Source organism: Streptomyces sp. NPDC085460, assembly GCF_044541975.1.
Classification (GTDB): domain Bacteria; phylum Actinomycetota; class Actinomycetes; order Streptomycetales; family Streptomycetaceae; genus Streptomyces.
Map to the genome: position 1 here is coordinate 349,786 of NZ_JBITTO010000003.1, position 18,252 is coordinate 368,037.

15 protein-coding genes are annotated in these 18,252 nt (G+C 73.6%); 9 read left to right on the forward strand and 6 right to left on the reverse strand.

What is annotated here, in order from left to right; all coding sequences use genetic code 11:
* Nucleotides 1–95: 95 nt before the first annotated feature.
* Nucleotides 96–2,243: a SpoIIE family protein phosphatase gene (locus ACIGHB_RS09475; protein ID WP_399911071.1), complete on the forward strand. Its 2,148-nt coding sequence runs from the start codon at nt 96–98 to the stop codon at nt 2,241–2,243.
* A gap of 190 nt (nt 2,244–2,433) precedes the next feature.
* The gene (locus ACIGHB_RS09480; protein ID WP_399911074.1) at nt 2,434–3,246 is read left to right on the forward strand and encodes an MBL fold metallo-hydrolase; all 813 of its coding nucleotides are present in this window, start codon (nt 2,434–2,436) and stop codon (nt 3,244–3,246) included.
* A 15-nt stretch (nt 3,247–3,261) separates the two neighbouring features.
* Here ACIGHB_RS09480 and ACIGHB_RS09485 read toward each other — a convergent pair whose 3' ends face one another.
* The 3 genes from ACIGHB_RS09485 to ACIGHB_RS09495 all read right to left on the reverse strand — a co-directional run bounded on the left by ACIGHB_RS09485 (nt 3,262) and on the right by ACIGHB_RS09495 (nt 6,181).
* The gene (locus ACIGHB_RS09485) at nt 3,262–4,329 is read right to left on the reverse strand and encodes an AI-2E family transporter (protein ID WP_360318054.1); all 1,068 of its coding nucleotides are present in this window, start codon (nt 4,327–4,329) and stop codon (nt 3,262–3,264) included.
* A 233-nt stretch (nt 4,330–4,562) separates the two neighbouring features.
* Nucleotides 4,563–5,525, reverse strand: coding sequence for a pirin family protein (locus ACIGHB_RS09490; protein ID WP_360318052.1), 963 nt, complete (start codon nt 5,523–5,525; stop codon nt 4,563–4,565).
* A 155-nt stretch (nt 5,526–5,680) separates the two neighbouring features.
* On the reverse strand, nt 5,681–6,181 hold the full coding sequence (locus ACIGHB_RS09495) for an SseB family protein (protein WP_360318050.1): 501 nt from the start codon (nt 6,179–6,181) through the stop codon (nt 5,681–5,683).
* Nucleotides 6,182–6,261: 80 nt separating this feature from the next.
* Here ACIGHB_RS09495 and ACIGHB_RS09500 point away from each other — a divergent pair, with 80 nt between their 5' ends.
* From ACIGHB_RS09500 to ACIGHB_RS09510, 3 genes are all read left to right on the forward strand, one after another.
* Nucleotides 6,262–6,738 carry a hypothetical protein gene (locus ACIGHB_RS09500; RefSeq protein WP_399911079.1) on the forward strand — a complete coding sequence of 159 codons (477 nt, stop codon included), beginning with the start codon at nt 6,262–6,264 and terminating at the stop codon, nt 6,736–6,738.
* A gap of 275 nt (nt 6,739–7,013) precedes the next feature.
* Nucleotides 7,014–8,843, forward strand: a complete 1,830-nt coding sequence (locus ACIGHB_RS09505; protein ID WP_399911081.1) for an acyl-CoA dehydrogenase — start codon at nt 7,014–7,016, stop codon at nt 8,841–8,843.
* Nucleotides 8,844–9,031: 188 nt separating this feature from the next.
* The gene (locus tag ACIGHB_RS09510; RefSeq protein ID WP_360318044.1) at nt 9,032–10,339 is read left to right on the forward strand and encodes a M18 family aminopeptidase; all 1,308 of its coding nucleotides are present in this window, start codon (nt 9,032–9,034) and stop codon (nt 10,337–10,339) included.
* A 13-nt stretch (nt 10,340–10,352) separates the two neighbouring features.
* Here the strand turns inward: ACIGHB_RS09510 and ACIGHB_RS09515 are convergent, their stop codons facing one another.
* Entirely contained in the window at nt 10,353–12,161 is a 1,809-nt protein-coding gene (locus ACIGHB_RS09515) for an NHL domain-containing thioredoxin family protein (protein WP_399911084.1), read from the reverse strand.
* 180 nt (nt 12,162–12,341) lie between these two features.
* On the opposite strand from ACIGHB_RS09515, the gene ACIGHB_RS09520 reads away from it, so the two are divergent.
* From ACIGHB_RS09520 to ACIGHB_RS09530, 3 genes are all read left to right on the forward strand, one after another.
* A complete protein-coding gene (locus tag ACIGHB_RS09520) occupies nt 12,342–13,964 on the forward strand; it encodes a hypothetical protein (RefSeq protein WP_399911087.1) in 1,623 nt (540 codons plus the stop codon).
* A gap of 3 nt (nt 13,965–13,967) precedes the next feature.
* Nucleotides 13,968–14,717, forward strand: a complete 750-nt coding sequence (locus tag ACIGHB_RS09525) for a hypothetical protein (protein WP_399911090.1) — start codon at nt 13,968–13,970, stop codon at nt 14,715–14,717.
* Nucleotides 14,718–14,779: 62 nt separating this feature from the next.
* Nucleotides 14,780–15,265 carry an LURP-one-related/scramblase family protein gene (locus ACIGHB_RS09530; protein WP_399911093.1) on the forward strand — a complete coding sequence of 162 codons (486 nt, stop codon included), beginning with the start codon at nt 14,780–14,782 and terminating at the stop codon, nt 15,263–15,265.
* Between the two features lie 7 nt (nt 15,266–15,272).
* Here the strand turns inward: ACIGHB_RS09530 and ACIGHB_RS09535 are convergent, their stop codons facing one another.
* Complete coding sequence (locus ACIGHB_RS09535; RefSeq protein ID WP_399911095.1) at nt 15,273–16,484, reverse strand: trans-sulfuration enzyme family protein; 1,212 nt, start codon at nt 16,482–16,484, stop codon at nt 15,273–15,275.
* Between the two features lie 190 nt (nt 16,485–16,674).
* Between ACIGHB_RS09535 and ACIGHB_RS09540 the strand changes: the two genes are divergently transcribed.
* Complete coding sequence (locus tag ACIGHB_RS09540) at nt 16,675–17,283, forward strand: hypothetical protein (protein WP_360321937.1); 609 nt, start codon at nt 16,675–16,677, stop codon at nt 17,281–17,283.
* Between the two features lie 82 nt (nt 17,284–17,365).
* Here the strand turns inward: ACIGHB_RS09540 and ACIGHB_RS09545 are convergent, their stop codons facing one another.
* Nucleotides 17,366–18,175: a carbon-nitrogen family hydrolase gene (locus ACIGHB_RS09545; protein WP_360321940.1), complete on the reverse strand. Its 810-nt coding sequence runs from the start codon at nt 18,173–18,175 to the stop codon at nt 17,366–17,368.
* Nucleotides 18,176–18,252 lie beyond the last annotated feature (77 nt).

An 18,252-nucleotide genomic window follows, 5' to 3' on the forward strand; every position in this document is an offset into this window, starting at 1 on the left:
TACCGGGACAGCCAAGATCGCGATTCGATTACCGTCGGCCGCGCCCGGTGGGGGCACAGTGGCGGCCCGCTGTCCGATATTCATAAAGTGGGGCAATGCGCACCGAGGACGTCCTGGCCGCGATCGCCACGGGCCTGTGGCGCTGGGACAACGCTTCCGGGACCGTCTCGCTCGACGCCGAGGCCGCCCGGCTGCTCGGGCTGCCCGCGGAGCCGGTGCGGCTGAGCGAGGCGGCGGTGCGCTCCCGGTTTCATCCGGTGGACTGGAACGAGATCGACGGCGTGGTCAACCTGGCGGTGGCCGAGGGCACGCTCGCCGAGGCGCGGCTGCGGATCATGGACGAGCGGGGCCGGGTGGTCCGTACGGTACGGAGCCGTTCCAAGCCGCTGATCGAGGGCAGCGACTACCAGCTGGTCGGCACGCTTCAGGAGGTGGCGGACCCGCAGCCGGGGACGGCCGGGCCGCACACGCCGATCACGGGCGACTGGCGGCGGTCGCGGGAGGCGTTCCTGCTGGACGCGGGGCGGGCGCTGGCGGAGGCGCGGTCGACGGCGGAGGTGCTGCGGGTGGCGGCGTCGCTGTCGATGCCGGGGTTCTCCCCGGACGGGCTCGCGGTCTTCGGGATGTCGGGCGAGCGGCTGACGGTGATCGGGCACCACGGGCAGCGGGACGGCGACGAGGGCCCCTTCACGTCGATGTCGCTGGCGACGGACTACCCGGCGGCGGAGGTGGTGCGGACCGGGCGGGCGATCTACCTGCCGTCGCCGGAGGAGTACCGGCGCCGCTTCCCGATGACGTGGCCGCTGGCGGAACGTTTCGAGCGGCATTCGTGGGCGTTCGTGCCGCTGGTGGTGGCGGGGCGGACGATGGGCGCCTGGATGGCGGCCTTCAAGCACCCGGTGGCGTTCACGCCGGACGAGCGGTCGGTGCTGACCACGGTGGCGCGGATGCTGGCGCAGGCGCTGGCCCGGGCCGGGGTCGCGGAGTCGGAGCGGGAGCTGTCACTGGGGCTCCAGCGGACGATGATGCCCGTGCTCGGGCCGGGGATCCCGGGGATCCAGGTGGCGGCCCGGTACGTACCGACCGGCGGCGGGCTCCAGGTGGGCGGCGACTGGTACGACATGATCCGGCTGCCCGGCGGCACGGGCGGCGGCGCCGGCCGGATCGCGCTGGTCATCGGGGACGTACAGGGGCACGACGTGCGGGCGGCGGCGCTGATGGGGCAGCTGCGGATCGCGCTGCGGGCGTACGCCTCCGAGGGGCACCGGCCGGACGCGGTGCTCTCGCGGGCCTCGCGGTTCCTGTACGGGGTGAACGACGGGGACGACAACAACGGCGCCGGCGCCGACGGCGGCGGGGCCGGGGAGGGCCGGGGCGGCGGGCCGCGCTTCGCGACCTGTCTGTACCTGGAGGTGGATCTGGAGTCGGGGACGGTGGACATCGCCCGGGCGGGCCATCCGGACCCGGCGGTACGGATGGTCGACGGGACGGTGCTGCTGAGGCCGACGGCCGGCGGGCTGCCGCTCGGCATCGACGCCGACACCGACTACCCCACCACCCGCCTCACCCTGGAACCCGGCGAGACCCTGATGATCTGCACCGACGGGCTCCTGGAGACCGGCGGGCACGATCTCGACAGCGGCTGGGAGCGGGTCAGGAAGCTGTTGGAGCAGCACCGGGGCGACGACCTGGAGGAGCTGGCCGACACGCTCGTGGAGGCCGTCCACGGCCCCGGTTCGCACCACACCACCGGCCCGCTCGCGGACCGGCGCGAGGACGACATCGCCGTCCTGCTGCTCTCCCGGCGGCCGGCGACGACGGTACGGGAGGCCCCGCGCCGCACCCTGATGACGATCGCCCAGGCGGAGCCCGAGCGGATCGCGGAGGCGCGCGAACAGGTGCGGCAGCTGCTGCACGACTGGACCGACGGGGACCAGCTGGACGCGGCGGTCCTGATGGTCTCCGAGATGGTCACCAACGTGCTCGTCCACACGGACGGCGACGCCCTGCTGACCGCCGGGGTCACCTGCGGCGAGAAGGGCCGCCGGCTGCGGGTCGAGGTCTCCGACGCCAGCGACGAACTGCCGCACAAGCGCCACCCGGGCGAGATGGCGTCCAGCGGGCGCGGCCTGGTCCTGATGGAGATGCTGGCCGACGCGTGGGGCGTGGAGCCGCGCGGCGAGGGCAAGACGATCTGGTTCGAGCTGACGGAACCGACGGGGCCGGAGGGGTGCTGCCGGTAGGGGTGCTGGCCGGGGTGCTGCTGGTAGGGGTGCTGCCCGTAAGGCGGGCCCGGTACGAGGTCGGGCGGCGTAACCCCCGTACGCGGCCCCGTACCCGCGCCCCCGTACGCTGCCCGGTACGGCGCGCGGGGGGCGCTCGTACGGCGGAGACTGGTGTCGTACGGCCGCCGGGGGGACCACGGAGTGCGCCATGGACACCCACAAGGTCGGCAGCGACACCACCGTCATCGCCGACAGCCTGGAAGCGCCCGGCGTCGGGCACATCCCCGCCAACGCCTATGTGCTGACCGCCGCCGAACCCGTCGTCGTCGACACGGGTCTGTCGGTCGAGGACCGGGACTTCGTCGCCGCGCTCGGCGGGGTGATGGACCCGGAGGACGTGCGCTGGATCTGGCTCACCCATCCGGACCGGGACCACACGGGCGGGATCTTCGCCCTCCTCGAGGCCGCTCCACGCGCGCGCGTGGTGACCACTTTCCTGGGCTTCGGGATCATGATGACCGAGCGGGCGCTGCCGATGGACCGGGTGTACTTCCTCAACCCGGGGCAGTCCCTGAACGTCGGCGACCGCACCCTGCACGCCTTCCGGCCTCCGCTCTTCGACAACCCGGCGACCGTCGGCTTCTACGACGACCGGACCAGGATCTGCTTCAGCTCGGACTGCTTCGGCGGCCCGATGCCCAGCGCCGAGCTGGCCGAGAGCGGGCACGCGAGCGACCTGAAGCCGGAGGAGCTGCGCGCCGCGCAGCTGCTGTGGGCGACGCTCGACAGCCCGTGGGTGCACCTGGTCGACCCGGAGAAGTACCGGGCGAGCCTGGCGCCGCTGCGGGAGATGAACCCGGAGATCGTGCTCTGCACCCATCTGCCGCCCGCCGTGCGGATGACGGACCGGATGCTGGGGACGCTGGCCCAGGCGCCGGACGCCGACCCGTTCGTGGGCCCGGACCAGGCGGCCCTGGAGGCCATGCTGAAGTCCTTCGAGCCGGGCGGGGCGCCGGTCTAGGTCGCCCTAGTCGCCCTAGGAGGCGCCCTGCGGCTCGGCGCGGGTTCCGTACCGGGCGCGGAGCTCACCGAGGATGCCGGTGGCGGCGGCGGTGAGCGGCACGGCGAGGAGCATGCCGAGGATCCCCGCGACGGAGGCGCCGGCGGTGATGGCCAGCATCACGGCGGCGGGGTGCATCTGGACGGTGCGGCTCTGGACCATGGGCTGGAGGACGTTGCCCTCGATGACCTGCACGGCGAGGACGATGCCGAGCACCCAGAGGGCGATGGCGAAGCCCCGGTCGGCGAGGGCGACGAGGACGGCGACGGCGCCGGAGAGGAAGGCGCCGAGGTACGGGATGTAGGCGGTGACGAAGACGAGCGCGGCGAGTCCGATCGCGCCGGGCACGTCGAGGACGAGCAGGCCGACGCCGATGAGGACGGCGTCGACGAAGGCGACGAGGGTGGTGCCGCGCATGAACCCCTCGACGGCCTCGAAGGCGCGGCGGGCCATGGCCTCGGCGGTGTCGGAGGTGCCGGACGGGACGAAGGCGCGCAGGGCGCCGACGGCCTTGTCGGAGTCGCGGAGGAAGAAGAAGATCAGGAGGAGGGCGAGGACGGCCGTGGCGAGCATCTGCCCGACGACGCTGAGCCCGGAGATGACCCCGGAGGCGGCCGTCCCGCCGAACTTCTCCAGGAGCTGCCGGGCGTTCTTGGCCAGGTCCTCCAGGGAGGTCCCGGCCGCCCCGAAGTGCTCGGCAATGTCGACGGCGGCCTGCCGGAGCGAGGCGAGGATCTGGTCGCCGGTCTCGATGAGGGCGGCGACCACGATGTACGTGGCACCGCCGACGACCACGAGGACGGCGGCGACGGTGATCGCGGCGGCGAGGGACTTGCTGACCTTCATCCGCAGCAGCCGCCGGTACAGCGGCCCCAGGAGCGCCGTGCCGAGGATCGCGAGCAGCACGGGGGTCACGGCGGTCTTGAAGACCACGCAGAGCCAGACGAAGACGGCGGCGACCCCCGCCACGAGGAGCAGTACGGCACACCAGGCCCCGACCTTGCGGGCGGGCTCGGGCAGCAGGGGCGTTCGACTCGTCTCCACCCACCCATAAGATCACACGCATACGAGGGAAACCCGGACATGACGGTCCGTCCGGGGCGATGGCCGTCACACCGGACATGACGGTCCGTCGGGGGCGACGGCCGCCACGTCGGCGGCGAGCCCCGACCGGCCGCTGGGGCGGGTCGGGGCTCGGGGTCCGGGGCCGGCGTCCGGGGTCCGGGGTCCGGCGTCCGGGGTCCGGGCTCGTGCTGCGTGGGCCGGTGGGCCCGGCGCTACTCGCCCATTCCGTGGACCGCCGGGATGGTGCCGAGGCGGCCGGCCTGGAAGTCCTCGAACGCCTGGCGGAGTTCGGCCTGGGTGTTCATGACGAACGGGCCGTAGTGGGCCATGGGCTCGCGGATGGGCTGCCCGCCGAGGAGGACGACCTCCAGGTCCGGGGTGTGCGCGTCCTGCTTCTCGTCCGCGCGGACGGTCAGCGAGCCGCCCTGGCCGAAGACCGCGGTCTGGCCGAGGTGGACGGGACGGCGCTCGGCGCCGACCGAGCCCTTGCCCGCCAGCACGTACGCGAGCCCGTTGAAGTCCTCGCGCCACGGCAGCGTGACCTCGGCGCCCGGCGCCACGGTCGCGTGGATCATCGTGATCGGCGTGTGCGTGATGCCGGGACCGGCGTGGCCGTCCAGCTCGCCGGCGATCACGCGCAGCAGAGCGCCGCCGTCGGGCGTGGTCAGCAGCTGAACGTTTCCGCCCCGGATGTCCTGGTAGCGGGGAGCCATCATCTTGTCCGTGGCCGGGAGGTTCACCCACAGCTGGAGGCCGTGGAAGAGGCCGCCGCTGACGACCAGGGACTCCGGCGGCGCCTCGATGTGGAGGAGGCCGGAGCCGGCCGTCATCCACTGGGTGTCGCCGTTGGTGATGGTGCCGCCGCCGCCGTTCGAGTCCTGGTGGTCGAAGGTGCCGTCGATGATGTAGGTGACGGTCTCGAAGCCGCGGTGGGGGTGCCAGGGGGTGCCCTTGGGCTCGCCCGGCGCGTACTCCACCTCACCCATCTGGTCCATCATGATGAACGGGTCGAGGTACTGGTAGTTGATGCCCGCGAACGCCCGGCGGACCGGGAAGCCCTCGCCCTCGAAGCCCTGGGGGGCCGTGGTGACGGCGAGCACGGGGCGGGGGGCGGCGTCGGCCGGGGCGGCGACGCGCGGCAGGGTGAGCGGGTTCTCGACAGTCACGGCGGGCATGGCGGGACCTCCTTCGTACGGCCTGAGGGCTCGGTGGCCTTCTGGCCCGTCCTCGTACGACCACTTTAGTTGAATGCTGAACTTCCTGCCACCCGGAACGCGGAGCGCCCGGGAGGAATTCCTCCCGGGCGCTCCCACGTACCTCCCAGACTGGGTCAGCCGTACATCCGCCGCATCGCGAAGTCCACCATCTGCTCCACGGCCTTCGCGTCGAAGACGATCCGGTGGTCGCCCTCCATGTCGAGGACGAAGCCGTAGCCGGTCGGGAGCAGGTCGATCACCTCGGCACCGGTGATCACGAAGTACTTCGACTCCTTGCCCGCGTACCGCCGCAGCTCCTTCAGCGTGGTGAACATCGGGATCACCGGCTGCTGGGTGTTGTGCAGGGCGAGGAAACCGGGGTTGTCGCCGCGCGGGCAGTAGACCTTCGAGGTGGCGAAGACCTGCTGGAAGTCCTCGGCCGACAGGGTGCCGGTGGTGAAGGCCCGGACGGCGTCGGCGAGCGAGGGCGGCGACGGCTCGGGGTAGAGCGGCGCCTGCTGCTGCCCGTACCCGCCGCCCGCCATGCCGGCCTGCGGGGGGTACTGCCCCTGCGGGGGCGGTGCGTACTGCTGCTGGGCGGCGCCGCCGTCCCCGTGCTGCCCGTATCCGTACATGCCCCCAGCCTATCGACCGACCATCCCGCGCAGGGCCCGACGTCCGTACCCTGGGCGTACGTTCGGCGACGGGGGTCGGGATGGACGGGGCACGGACGAGCAGGGCCGCGCGGGCGGCCGGATGGATCGGCGCGGGGGTGCTCCTCGCGGGCGCGGGAGCGGGGGTGACCGCCGTCGGCACGGGCGCGCCCGGCCTGGAGACCGTCACCTTCACCCGGATCACCTGCGCGCCGACGCGGACCGCCAAGGGCGCCGAGGTGTGGCACTGCTCCGGCATGAGCCCGGCGCAGGTCGCGGCGGCGGAGGAGGACCGGCGGCGGGCCGCCCTGGACGCGCTGCGCGGAAAGCCCGCCCCGGGCCCGCCGCCCCCCCGGACGACCCGGCTCTCCTTCGTGGACCACGGAGGTCGGAGAGATCCCGTCGAGGTCACCGCGACCCGGGTCGGCTCGCGGTGGATCGCCCACGGGCCGGGGGTGGCCGGCACCGGCGCGGCGCTGCTGCTCGCGGGCGGGGGAGCGGTGGCCGTGGGGGTGACGCGGCTGCGGGCCACGGGATGACGCGGCTGGGGACGCAGGGGGGACGACACGGCTGGGGACGCAGGGGGACACGGCTACGGACGCGGGATGACGGCGCCGCGCGCGGGGCGAGGCGTGTTCACGCGGGGCGAGGCGTGTCACAGATCTCCCGGTAGGGGTTGCTCTTATTACCGGTGGGTAGCATCATCGTAGAGAAGAGTGCGCTACTCGTGAGTAGGACCTGCGCGGGATCCGGGCAGGAGCTTGAGTAGCCCTCGGTACGAGGAAGCCTCCCCGATCTTTACGGAGCCGTCGCCATGGGGCACTACAAGTCGAATCTCCGCGACATCGAGTTCAACCTCTTCGAGGTGCTCGGCCGCGACAAGGTGTACGGCACCGGTCCGTTCGAGGAGATGGACGTCGAGACCGCCAAGAGCATCCTCGACGAGATCCGCCGCCTCGCCGAGAACGAGCTGGCCGAGTCCTTCGCCGACGCCGACCGCAACCCGCCGGTCTTCGACCCGGAGACCAACACCGCCCCGGTCCCGGCCACCTTCAAGGCGTCCTACGACGCCTTCATGGAGTCCGAGTACTGGCGCCTCGGCATCCCCGAGGGCATCGGCGGCACCGTCTCCCCGCGCTCCCTCGTCTGGGCCTACGCGGAGCTGCTGCTCGGCTCCAACCCGGCCGTCTGGATGTACTCCTCCGGCCCGGCGTTCGCCGGCGTCCTCTACAACGAGGGCAACGAGGCGCAGAAGAAGGTCGCGCAGATCGCCGTCGAGAAGCGCTGGGGCTCCACCATGGTCCTCACCGAGCCCGACGCCGGCTCCGACGTCGGCGCCGGCCGCACCAAGGCCGTCCAGCAGGAGGACGGCTCCTGGCACATCGAGGGCGTCAAGCGCTTCATCACCAGCGGTGAGCACGACATGGAGGAGAACATCCTCCACTACGTCCTCGCCCGCCCCGAGGGCGCCGGACCCGGCACCAAGGGCCTCTCCCTCTTCCTCGTCCCGAAGTACGAGTTCGACTGGGAGACCGGCGAGCTGGGCGAGCGCAACGGCGTCTACGCCACCAACGTCGAGCACAAGATGGGCCTCAAGGCGTCCAACACGTGCGAGATGACCTTCGGCGACCGCCACCCCGCCAAGGGCTGGCTCATCGGCGACAAGCACGACGGCATCCGCCAGATGTTCCTCATCATCGAGTTCGCCCGCATGATGGTCGGCACGAAGGCGATCTCCACCCTCTCCACGGGCTACCTCAACGCCCTGGAGTACGCCAAGGAGCGCGTCCAGGGCACCGACCTGGCCAACTTCATGGACAAGGCCGCGCCCAAGGTCACCATCACGCACCACCCCGACGTGCGCCGCTCGCTCATGACGCAGAAGGCGTACGCCGAGGGCATGCGCACCCTCGTCCTCTACACGGCCTCCGTGCAGGACGCCATCCAGGTCGCCGAGGAGGCCGGCGAGGACGCCAAGGCGCTCCACGGCCTCAACGACCTGCTCCTGCCGATCGTGAAGGGCTACGGCTCCGAGAAGGGCTACGAGCAGCTCGCGCAGTCGCTCCAGACCTTCGGCGGCTCCGGCTTCCTCCAGGAGTACCCGATCGAGCAGTACATCCGGGACTCCAAGATCGACACCCTCTACGAGGGCACCACCGCCATCCAGGGCCAGGACTTCTTCTTCCGGAAGATCGTCCGCGACCAGGGCGCCGCGCTGAACACCCTCTCCGAGGAGATCAAGAAGTTCCTCGCGGTCGGCACCGGCGGCGAGGAGCTGGCCGACGCCCGCGACGCGCTCGCCAAGGCGGCCGTCGACCTGGAGGCCATCGTCGGCAAGATGATCACCGACCTCACCGCCACCGGCGAGGACGTCAAGAACATCTACAAGGTCGGCCTCAACACCACCCGCCTGCTCATGGTCTCCGGCGACGTCGTCGTCGGCTACCTGCTCCTCAAGGGCGCGGCCGTCGCCGCCGAGAAGCTCGCCGCGGGCGCCACCGGCAAGGACGTCGCGTTCTACCAGGGCAAGATCGCCGCCGCGAAGTTCTTCGCCGCGAACGTCCTGCCCGGCGTCTCCACCGAGCGGCTCCTCGCCGACGGCGTGGACGGCGGCCTCATGGACCTGGACGAGGCGGCGTTCTAGCAACCCGCCTGGTCCTACGGGAGCGGCCCGTCCCCGGGGAGGGGGGCGGGCCGTTCCGCTTTTCCCGGGGCGCCCGGCAGTGCGTCGGCAGTGGGCCCGGCGTAGGTCAGGGGCACGCCCGGGGCGCGGATTGGACCGGTCCACCCGTCACCCGAATGGTCCCGTGAGGGGCTGCGTAAGGTGGGCGCATGAGCAGCGCAGCTTCCCGACCGGCGTCCACACCCTTCGGCCCCGGCCACACCGATGACCTGATGTCCTTCCTCGCGGCCTCTCCGTCGCCGTACCACGCGGTGCACAACACCGCCGAACGGCTGGAGAAGGCGGGCTTCCGCCGGGTCGAGGAGACCGAGGCGTGGGACGGGACGAGCGGCGGGAAGTTCGTGACGCGCGGCGGCGCGATCATCGCCTGGTACGTACCCGAGGGCGCCGCCCCGCACACCCCGTACCGGATCGTCGGCGCCCACACCGACTCCCCCAACCTGCGCGTCAAGCCCCACCCCGACATGGGCAACCAGGGCTGGCGCCAGATCGCCGTCGAGATCTACGGCGGCACCCTCCTCAACACCTGGCTGGACCGCGACCTCGGCCTCGCCGGCCGTCTCACCCTCCGCGACGGCAGCCACCGCCTCGTCAACGTCGACCGGCCGCTGCTGCGCGTCCCGCAGCTCGCCATCCACCTCGACCGCGGCGCCAACGACGGCCTCAAGCTCGACCGCCAGCGCCACATGCAGCCCGTCTGGGGCACCGGCGAGGTCCACGAGGGCGACCTCGTGGAGTTCGTCGCCGGCGAGGCCGGCGTGGACGCCGAGGACGTGGCCGGCTGGGACCTGATGGTCCACGCCGTCGACGCCCCCGCCTACCTCGGCCGGGACCGCGAACTCGTCGCCGGGCCGCGCATGGACAACCTGCTGTCCGTGCACGCCGCCGTCGCCGCGCTCATCGCCGTCGCCGGGCGGGACGAGCTCCCGTACATCCCGGTCCTCGCCGCCTTCGACCACGAGGAGAACGGCTCCGAGGCCGACACCGGCGCCCAGGGCCCCCTCCTCGGCACCGTCCTGGAGCGCTCCGTCTACGCCCGCGGCGGCGGCTACGAGGACCGCGCCCGCGCCTTCGCCGGCACGGTCTGCCTCTCCTCCGACACGGGCCACGCCGTCCACCCGAACTACGCGGAGCGGCACGACCCGACGCACCACCCGCGCGTCAACGGCGGCCCGATCCTCAAGGTCAACGTCAACCAGCGGTACGCCACCGACGGCACCGGCCGCGCCATCTTCGCCGCCGCGTGCGAGAAGGCGGGCGTGCCGTGGCAGTCGTTCGTCTCCAACAACGACATGCCCTGCGGGACCACCATCGGCCCCATCACGGCCGCCCGCCACGGCATCACCACCGTCGACATCGGCGTGGCGATCCTGTCCATGCACAGCGCCCGCGAACTCTGCGGCGCCGAGGACCCCTACCTCCTGGCCAACGCCCTGGTCGCGTTCCTGGAGGGCTGAGCCTCAGCGCCTCTCAGGCGTCCATCCCCGCGAGGATCAGCGGGAGCCGGCTCGGGGCGCCCTCCGTGAGCGTGAGGGGGACGCCCCAGTCCTGCTGGTGGACGTGGCAGGCGGGGTACTCGTTGGCCGGGTCGTCGTCGCAGGACGCGGCCATCGCGGAGACGTGCAGGACGCCCTCGGTCACGGCCGGGTTCAGCTCCAGGTCGCGGAAGAGGTCCGTGCCCGTGCCCTCGCCGGAGAGCAGCAGCTCGGGCGGGGTGGCGGAGACCAGAAGGCGGGTCGAGGGGCCGTACCGCTCGTCCAGCTTCTGACCCGTGGGCGCCTGGAAGACGACGTCCAGACGGAGCGCGCCGGGGGCGACCTCGGTGGCCTCCCGCCTCGTCCGGTGGGCGACCGCCTCCACCCGCACGGCCTCCTCGGGCAGGCGCAGCCGGGTGAGGCGGTGGCGCGCCGACTCGACGACCACGATGTCCTCGCCGACCAGGACGGCGTCGCTCGGCTCGCGCAGATCGGTGGCGAGGGTGGTGACCTCGCCGGTGGCCGGGTCGTAGCGGCGCAGGGCGTGGTTGTACGTGTCGGAGACCGCGACCGAGCCGTCGGGCAGGGCCGTCACGCCGAGCGGGTGCTGGAGCAGGGCCTGCCCGGCGTCGCCGTCGCGGTGCCCGAAGTCGAAGAGGCCGGTGCCGACGGCGGTGTGGACGTGCCCGTCGGTGTCGACGTACCGCAGGGCGCTGGTCTCCGAGTCGGCGATCCAGAGGCGGTCCTCCGTGGCGGCGAGCCCGGACGGCTGCGCGAACCACGCCTCGGCGGCGGGGCCGTCGACGAGGCCCTCGTTGGTGGTGCCGGCCGCGACCTCGACGGTCTTCGTCCCGGGGTCGTACGTCCAGATCTGGTGCACGCCGGCCATGGCGATCCACACCTTGCCGCGCCAGAAGGCGACGTCCCACGGCGAGGACAGGTCCACGTCGAGCGCGGGGCCGGAGGTCGGGGACCCCTGCCACCACTGGCGGCCGGTGCCCGCGATCCGCTCGACGGTCCCGGTCGCCGGGTCGAAGCGCTGGAGCGCGTGGTGCACGGTGTCCGCGACGACGACCGTCCCGTCGGGCAGCAAGGCGAGCCCCTGCGGCTCGCGGAAGACGCCCTCGCCGCCGATCCGGCGCACGACGGTCTCCCCGTCGGCGGCCAGCTCGACCAGCTGGTGGCGGGTGGTGTCGGAGACGAGGAGGTTGCCGTCCGGGAGCGCGATCGCCTTCCCCGGGAAGCGCAGATCGGTCGCGACGGGCTCCGGCGGCACGTACGGCCCGTCGCCGCGCCGCAGCGTCCCCTTCGCCTCGTGCTCCGCCTCCAGCTCCTCGACGAGCGTCCGGATGGCGTTGGCGTGCCCCTCACCCGCGTGCTGGGCGACGATGTACCCCTCCGGGTCGATCACGACCAGCGTCGGCCAGGCCCGCACCGCGTACTGCTTCCAGGTCGCCAGCTCCGGGTCGTCGAGGACCGGGTGGTGCACCTCGTACCGCTCCACGGCGTCGACGACCGCCTGATGCTCGGCCTCGTGCACGAACTTCGGCGAGTGCACCCCCACGATCACCAGCGTGTCGCGGTGCTTCTCCTCCAGCTCCCGCAACTCGTCGAGGACGTGCAGGCAGTTGATGCAGCAGAAGGTCCAGAAATCGAGGATCAGAACACGACCCCGGAAATCGGCGAGCTTCAGGTCCTTGCCGCCGGTGTTGATCCATCCGCCCTTGCCGATCAGCTCGGGGGCACGGACACGGGCACGGCGGGGCGCGGGCGCGGGGGTGGGCGCCGGAGCAGCATCGTTCATGCTTCAAGCTTGCCATCCGCCCGTGAACGGGCCGTGAAGGGCCTGCCACGGGCGTACGGGTGGAACGGTGGGGCCGGGTGGGGGGTTCGCGCGTGTCCTGGCGCGGGGGCGGGGCCGGGTGGGCGGTGGCATGGGCGCATGACGTGTGCGGGCAGATCATCGGACTACTCCCGCTTCCGGGTGAGGCGGGCCGTTCGGGCCGGGGCCGGGATCCTCGTCGGGGTCCTCGCCCTGCCCTGCCTCGCGCTCGCCGGCGGGGGCGGCGCCTGGGCCGGCGGGGCCGGGGACGAGGCGCTGCGGGTGAGCGTCACCGTCAACGGGCGCGGGTACGGCGCGGACGGGCCGACACCGGTACGGGCCGGGCGGGACGTGGTGAAGCGGTACCGGCTGGTCAACGGCGGCGGGGCCGATCTGTACGGGGTACGGGTGCGCGATCCCGGGATCCCGTCGGGTGCCGGCGTGCGCTGCCCGCGCCGGACGCTCGTCGGGCTCACCTCCATGGAGTGCGTCGCCCGCTTCCGCGCCCTCCCCGGGGACCGTACCGCCACCGTCCGCGCCGAGGGGCGGATCCCCTCGCTCGGTCTCACCGCCGCCGCGACCGCCCGCTCCGGGTACACCGGCGTCACCGGCTCCCTCGTCCTCGGCGAGCGGGTGCGCCCCGACGCGGCCGGGGCCACCCTCACGTACACCGTCACCAACCGGGGGAACCGGGCCCTGCGCGACGTGCGCGTCACCGACCCCGCGCTCGGGCTCTCCGGCGACGCCGTCGACTGCGGCGGGCGGCCGGGCCTCGTCCCGGTGCTCGCGCCCGGCACCGCCGCGCGCTGCACCGCGACCGTGCGGCGACCGTCCGGGACGCACCGCAGCACCGGCCTCGCCACCGGGACCGACCGGATCGGCACCTATGCCCCGGGCGGGCGGCTGGTCCCCGCGCCGCTGCTCACCGCACGCGCGGCGGGCTCGTTCACGGTGCCGGAGCGGGAGGCGGGGCGGGAGCCGGAGCGTGAGGTGGGGGCCGGGCCGGGGGCGGCGGGGCCCGGGGCTGGGGCCGAGGCTGGGGCGGGAGCGGGGGAGGAAGAGGGAGCGGGAGCGGGTGGAGGCGGGGGCGGTGGTGCGCCCCCCGGGGTTCCCCGACCGGTGCCGGGCGCGGCCCCGGTCCCCGGTGCGCCGGGGACACCCGCCGCGCCGGGGGCTGGGGCTGAGGCTGGGGGCGAGGCCGGGGCTGGGGGCGCACCCGGGGTCCCTGGCGTGCCCGTGCCCGCGCTCCCCGGGGCCCCGGGGAGCGCCACCGCCGCCGTTCCTCCGGCGGTGGGCCCGCTGCCCGTCGGACCTCCCGCTCCGGACGCCCCGCCGGCCCTCGCCGCCGTCGGCGCGGGCGCACCGGCTCCGGCACCGGCTCCGGCACCGGCTCCGGCTCCGGCTTCGGCTCCGGCCGACGCTGGAACGGAACCCGGCCCGGGGGAGGGTGCGGGTGCCGGGACCCCGGTCGCCGGTACCGCACCCGTCGCCGGTGTCGCCGGTGAGGGGCGTGTGGAGGCGCCGCCCGCCGCGCGGGAGGCCGCCGCCGCGCGGGAGGCCGCCGGGGCGGGGGAGGCGCGGGGGGCGGGGGAGGCGCCGGTGGGTGGGCGTACCCCTGCCGAGCAGGCGCGCCGGGCCGCCGCCCTCGACGACGACGAGGGGTTTCTCGGGCGGGTGCGGCGCCGGGGGCGGGAGGCGGACGAGATGGGTGTCGTGGTGATGCTGCTGCTGATCCTGGTGCCGGCGGCGCTCGCCGCCGCGCTCCTCGGGAACCGGAGGAACTGACCCGTGGTCCTGCTCGAAACGCTCGTCGTCGTCCTCGGGGTCGCGCTGCTCGGCGCGCTCGCCGTCGTGGTCAAGACACGGCTGTTCCCCATTCCCGAGAGCGAGGAGCCGCGCGAGGACGTCGCCGAGTACATCGCCATGATGGTCTCGGTGCTCTACGCGATCGTGCTCGGCCTCTGTCTGGTCTCCGTCTGGGACACCCGGGCCGCCGCCTCCGACCACGTGCAGGCCGAGGCGAGCGCGCTGCACCAGACGTATCTGCTCGCGGACGCCCTCCCGGACGACCGGCGCGAACCGCTGCGGGCGGCGGCCCGGACGTACGCCGACCACGTCGTGGAGGTGGAGTGGCCGATGATGGCGGCCCGGGAGCCGCTGGACCCGGCGGGCTGGCGGCTGCTCGAACAGCTGCGGGAGGAGGGCGAGGTCGGCGACTCCGCGACCGTCTCGGAGCAGATCGCGGCGCAGGAGGTGCTCGCCCAGCTCGGGTACGTGGACGACGCCCGGCGCAGCCGGGAGGCGGCCGCGCAGGAGCGGCTGTCGCCGGTGCTGTGGGCGGGGCTGATCATCGGCGGTGTGCTCACCCTGGCCTTCATGTTCATCTTCGGGATCCACCACACCCGCACCCATGTGGTGATGGTGATGGGCCTGGCCGGTTTCATCGCCTTCACCGCGCTGCTGGTCCATCAGCTCGATGAGCCGTTCGGGGAGATGCTGGGCACGAACCCGGACGCCTTCACCCGCTATTTCGCGTGAGCCGGCTCTCCGCCCCGCCGTCTCGCTGTTTCACGTGAAACAACGAGAGGGAGACATTTCGCATGAAATACCTTGTACGTGACAAGATCTTCGCGATCGGCGACGACTACTGGATCGAGGACGAGAACGGCCGGCCCGCCTTTCTCGTCGACGGCAAGGCGCTGCGGCTGCGCGACACGCTGGAACTGAAGGACACCGACGGGCGGGTGCTCGTCACACTGCGGGAGAAGCTCCTCAGCCTGCGGGACGCGATGACGATCGAGCGGGACGAGCGACCGCTGGCGACCGTGCGCCGGAGGCGCCTGTCCCTGCTACGCAACCACTACCGGGTGACGCTCGTCGACGGGACCGAACTGGACGTCAGCGGGCGCATCCTGGACCGGGAGTTCGCCGTCGAGTACGACGGCGAACTCCTCGCCCACATCTCCCGCCGATGGCTGCGGGTCCGGGACACCTACGCGGTCGACGTGGTCCGCGAGGACGCCGACGCGGCGCTGCTGATCGCGGTCGCGGTGTGCGTGATCCGGATGGCCGAGCGGGAGGGCTGACCGCGGGTCACAGCGTCTTCGAGAGCGCCTGGTCCAGGTCCGTCCACAGGTCCTCGACGTGCTCGATGCCGACCGAGAGGCGGACCGTACCGGGGCCGATGCCGGCCGCCTCCAGCGCGGCGGCGTCGAGCTGGCGGTGCGAGGTGGAGGCCGGGTGCATGACCAGGGTCTTCACATCGCCGAGCGAGACCGAGAGGGAGGCCAGCCGGACCGTCTCGACGAAGCCGCGGCCGGCCTCCCGGCCGCCGGCGATGTCCAGCGAGATCACTCCGCCGGCGCCGTTCGGCAGCAGCCGCTCGGCGATGGCCCGGTCGGGGTGGTTGTCCAGGCCGGGGTAACGGACGGCGGCGACCGCCGGGTGCTCCGCGAGCCGGGCGGCGAGCTCGGCGGCGTTGGCGCACTGGCGCTCCATCCGCAGCGACAGCGTCTGCATGCCGCGCAGCGTCAGCCAGGCGGCGAACGGGTCGGTGGAGGCGCCGAGCTCGACGGCGAAGTGACGCAGCCGGCCGAGGAGTTCCGGGTCGGCGACGGCGAGGATGCCGCCGAGGACGTCCGCGTGGCCGGCGAGGTACTTGGTCGCCGAGTGGACGACGAGGTCGGCGCCGAGCGCGAGCGGGCGGCAGAGCAGCGGCGAGGCGAAGGTGTTGTCGACGGCGACCGGGACACCCGCCTCGCGGGCGACGGCGGCGAGGGCGGGGATGTCGGAGACGCGGGTGGTGGGGTTGGCGATGGTCTCCAGGTAGAGGAGGCGGGTCGTGGGCCGCAGGGCCGCGGCGACCTCCTCCGGGTCGGTGCCGGAGACGTAGCTGACCTCGACGCCCCAGCGGTCCGCGAGGTCGGTGAGCATCGCGTACGTACCGCCGTACAGGCACCGCTGGGCGATGACGTGTCCGCCGCTGGAGAGCAGGCCGAGCAGGAGCGTGTTGATGGCGCCCATCCCGGAGGCGAAGGAGAGCGCGCCGGCCGCGCCCTCCAGGCGGGCGGCGGCCTCCTCCAGGGTGCGGACGGTGGGGTTGCCCATGCGGCTGTAGAGGAACGAGTCGCCGGAGTGGAAGGACTCGGCGAGGGCGTCGGCGGACTCGAAGGCGAAGACGTGGCCCTGGTGGAGCGGGACGCCGAGCGGCACGCTTCCGGTGACCTCGACCCGGGGCGGGTGGACGGCCAGGGTCTCGGCGCGGAGGTCGGCGGGCGTGGCGGAGTGATCGCGTTCGCTGCTCATGGGACCAGTCTCCGGAAGGTGTCGGACCGCTCCCAGGGCCAATCCCGGGGAAGTGGTTCGAAGTTCGCCGGACCGCGCGACGAGGGCCCGCCGGGCGCGACCCGGCGCACAGCCCCGGCTCGACCCGGCGCCCAGCCCGATCGGGGCACGTGCGAGGGTCAGGGGGAAGCGCGTCCGCGGGAGGAGCCCGATGCACACCACCGTCACCCCCTTCACCCTGCGACCGTGGCGGGAGGGGAAGGGGTACGAGCGGCGGGCCGGCTGGCGCGGCGCGTCGGCCGAGTTCGGCGAGGTCACGGTGGAGGCGCCGCTGCGGCAGACCGTGCCGGAGGTGATCGTCTCGGAGCTGCGGGGCGGGCTGCTGCCGGTCGCCTCGTACGAGACGCGGGGCATCCACACGGACGTGATCCGGCTGCCGACGCTGAACCGGGCGACGCTCCGGCTCGGTGACGCGCTGGTCCGTGTGGAGCGCAACCGGCTGGGCTTCACGGCCCGGCAGCGCGGGCTCCGGCTGCGGTACGGCGGCGACGACTACCGCCTGTGGGCGGAGAACCGGCGCTCCTGGACGCTGGCCCGGGCGGCCGACGCCGAGGACCCGGGCGTCCGCGTGCGGGTGCGCGGCGCGGGACTGCCCGGCGCGCGCCGCCTGGACGTCACGGTGACGGGCCGGGCGGTCGCGGCGGACCTGTCGCTGGCCCTAATCTTCGCGGGCGTGGACCGCGCGGCGCTCACCCGCGGCGGAGCGGTCCGCGCGGCCCTGTCCCGGGGCACGGGCTTCTGGGCCGAGACCCAGCACTGAGGCCGAGACGCGGTACCGGGACGGGAACGCACGGCCGAGGGGGAGCCGCGGTACTGACGCGGAGACGAGGTGCGGCGTCCGGTCAGGTCCGCGTCCGGGTCCGGTGCGGCGCGGCGACGCCGAGGACGCGGTCCTTGAGGGCGGGGAACTCCTCGCGGATCGCGGCGGGCTTCGCGGGGTCGAGGACGGCGCGTAGGACCTCCTCGCCGGGACCGGCCTCCGCGAGGATCTCGCCCCACGGGTCGACGATCAGCGAGTGCCCGGCCTGCTCGACGCCGGCGTGGCTGCCCGCCGTGCCGCAGGCCAGGACGTACGCCTGGTTCTCGACGGCACGGGCCTGGGCGAGGAGCCGCCAGTGGGCGCGGCGGCGGGCGGGCCAGCCGGCGGGGACGACGAACGCCTCGGCGCCGGCGTCGACGAGGCCGCGGAAGAGCTCGGGGAAGCGGAGGTCGTAGCAGGTGCCGACGCCGACGGTGAGGTGCGGCAGGTCGAAGGTGACCAGGTCCTCGCCGGCGGCCATGAGGACGGCCTCGCCCTTGTCGAAGCCGAAGCGGTGGATCTTGCGGTAGGAGGCGGTGAGCTCGCCGTCGGGGGAGAAGACGAGCGAGGTGTTGTAGAGGGCGCCGCCGGCGGCCTCGACGAAGGAACCTGCGTGCAGCCAGACCTCGGCGTCCTTCGCGGCGGCGGCCATCGACCGGTAGGTGGGGCCGTGGAGGGGCTCGGACTCGGGCCCGAAGAGGTCGGCGGCGAAGGCGCCCACCGGCCACAGTTCGGGGAGGACGACGAGGTCCGCGGCCCCGCGCTCCTCCCGTACGAGGCGGGCCGCGCGGGCCCGCCGGTCGGCGACCGGTTCGTCCGGGTCTACCGCGATCTGGATCAGCGAGGCGCGCACACTACCACCGTCCTGGCGTTGAAGCCGTCAACACCGGCCTACGATCGTCACACGAAAGCACTGCCGGGGTGCTCCCG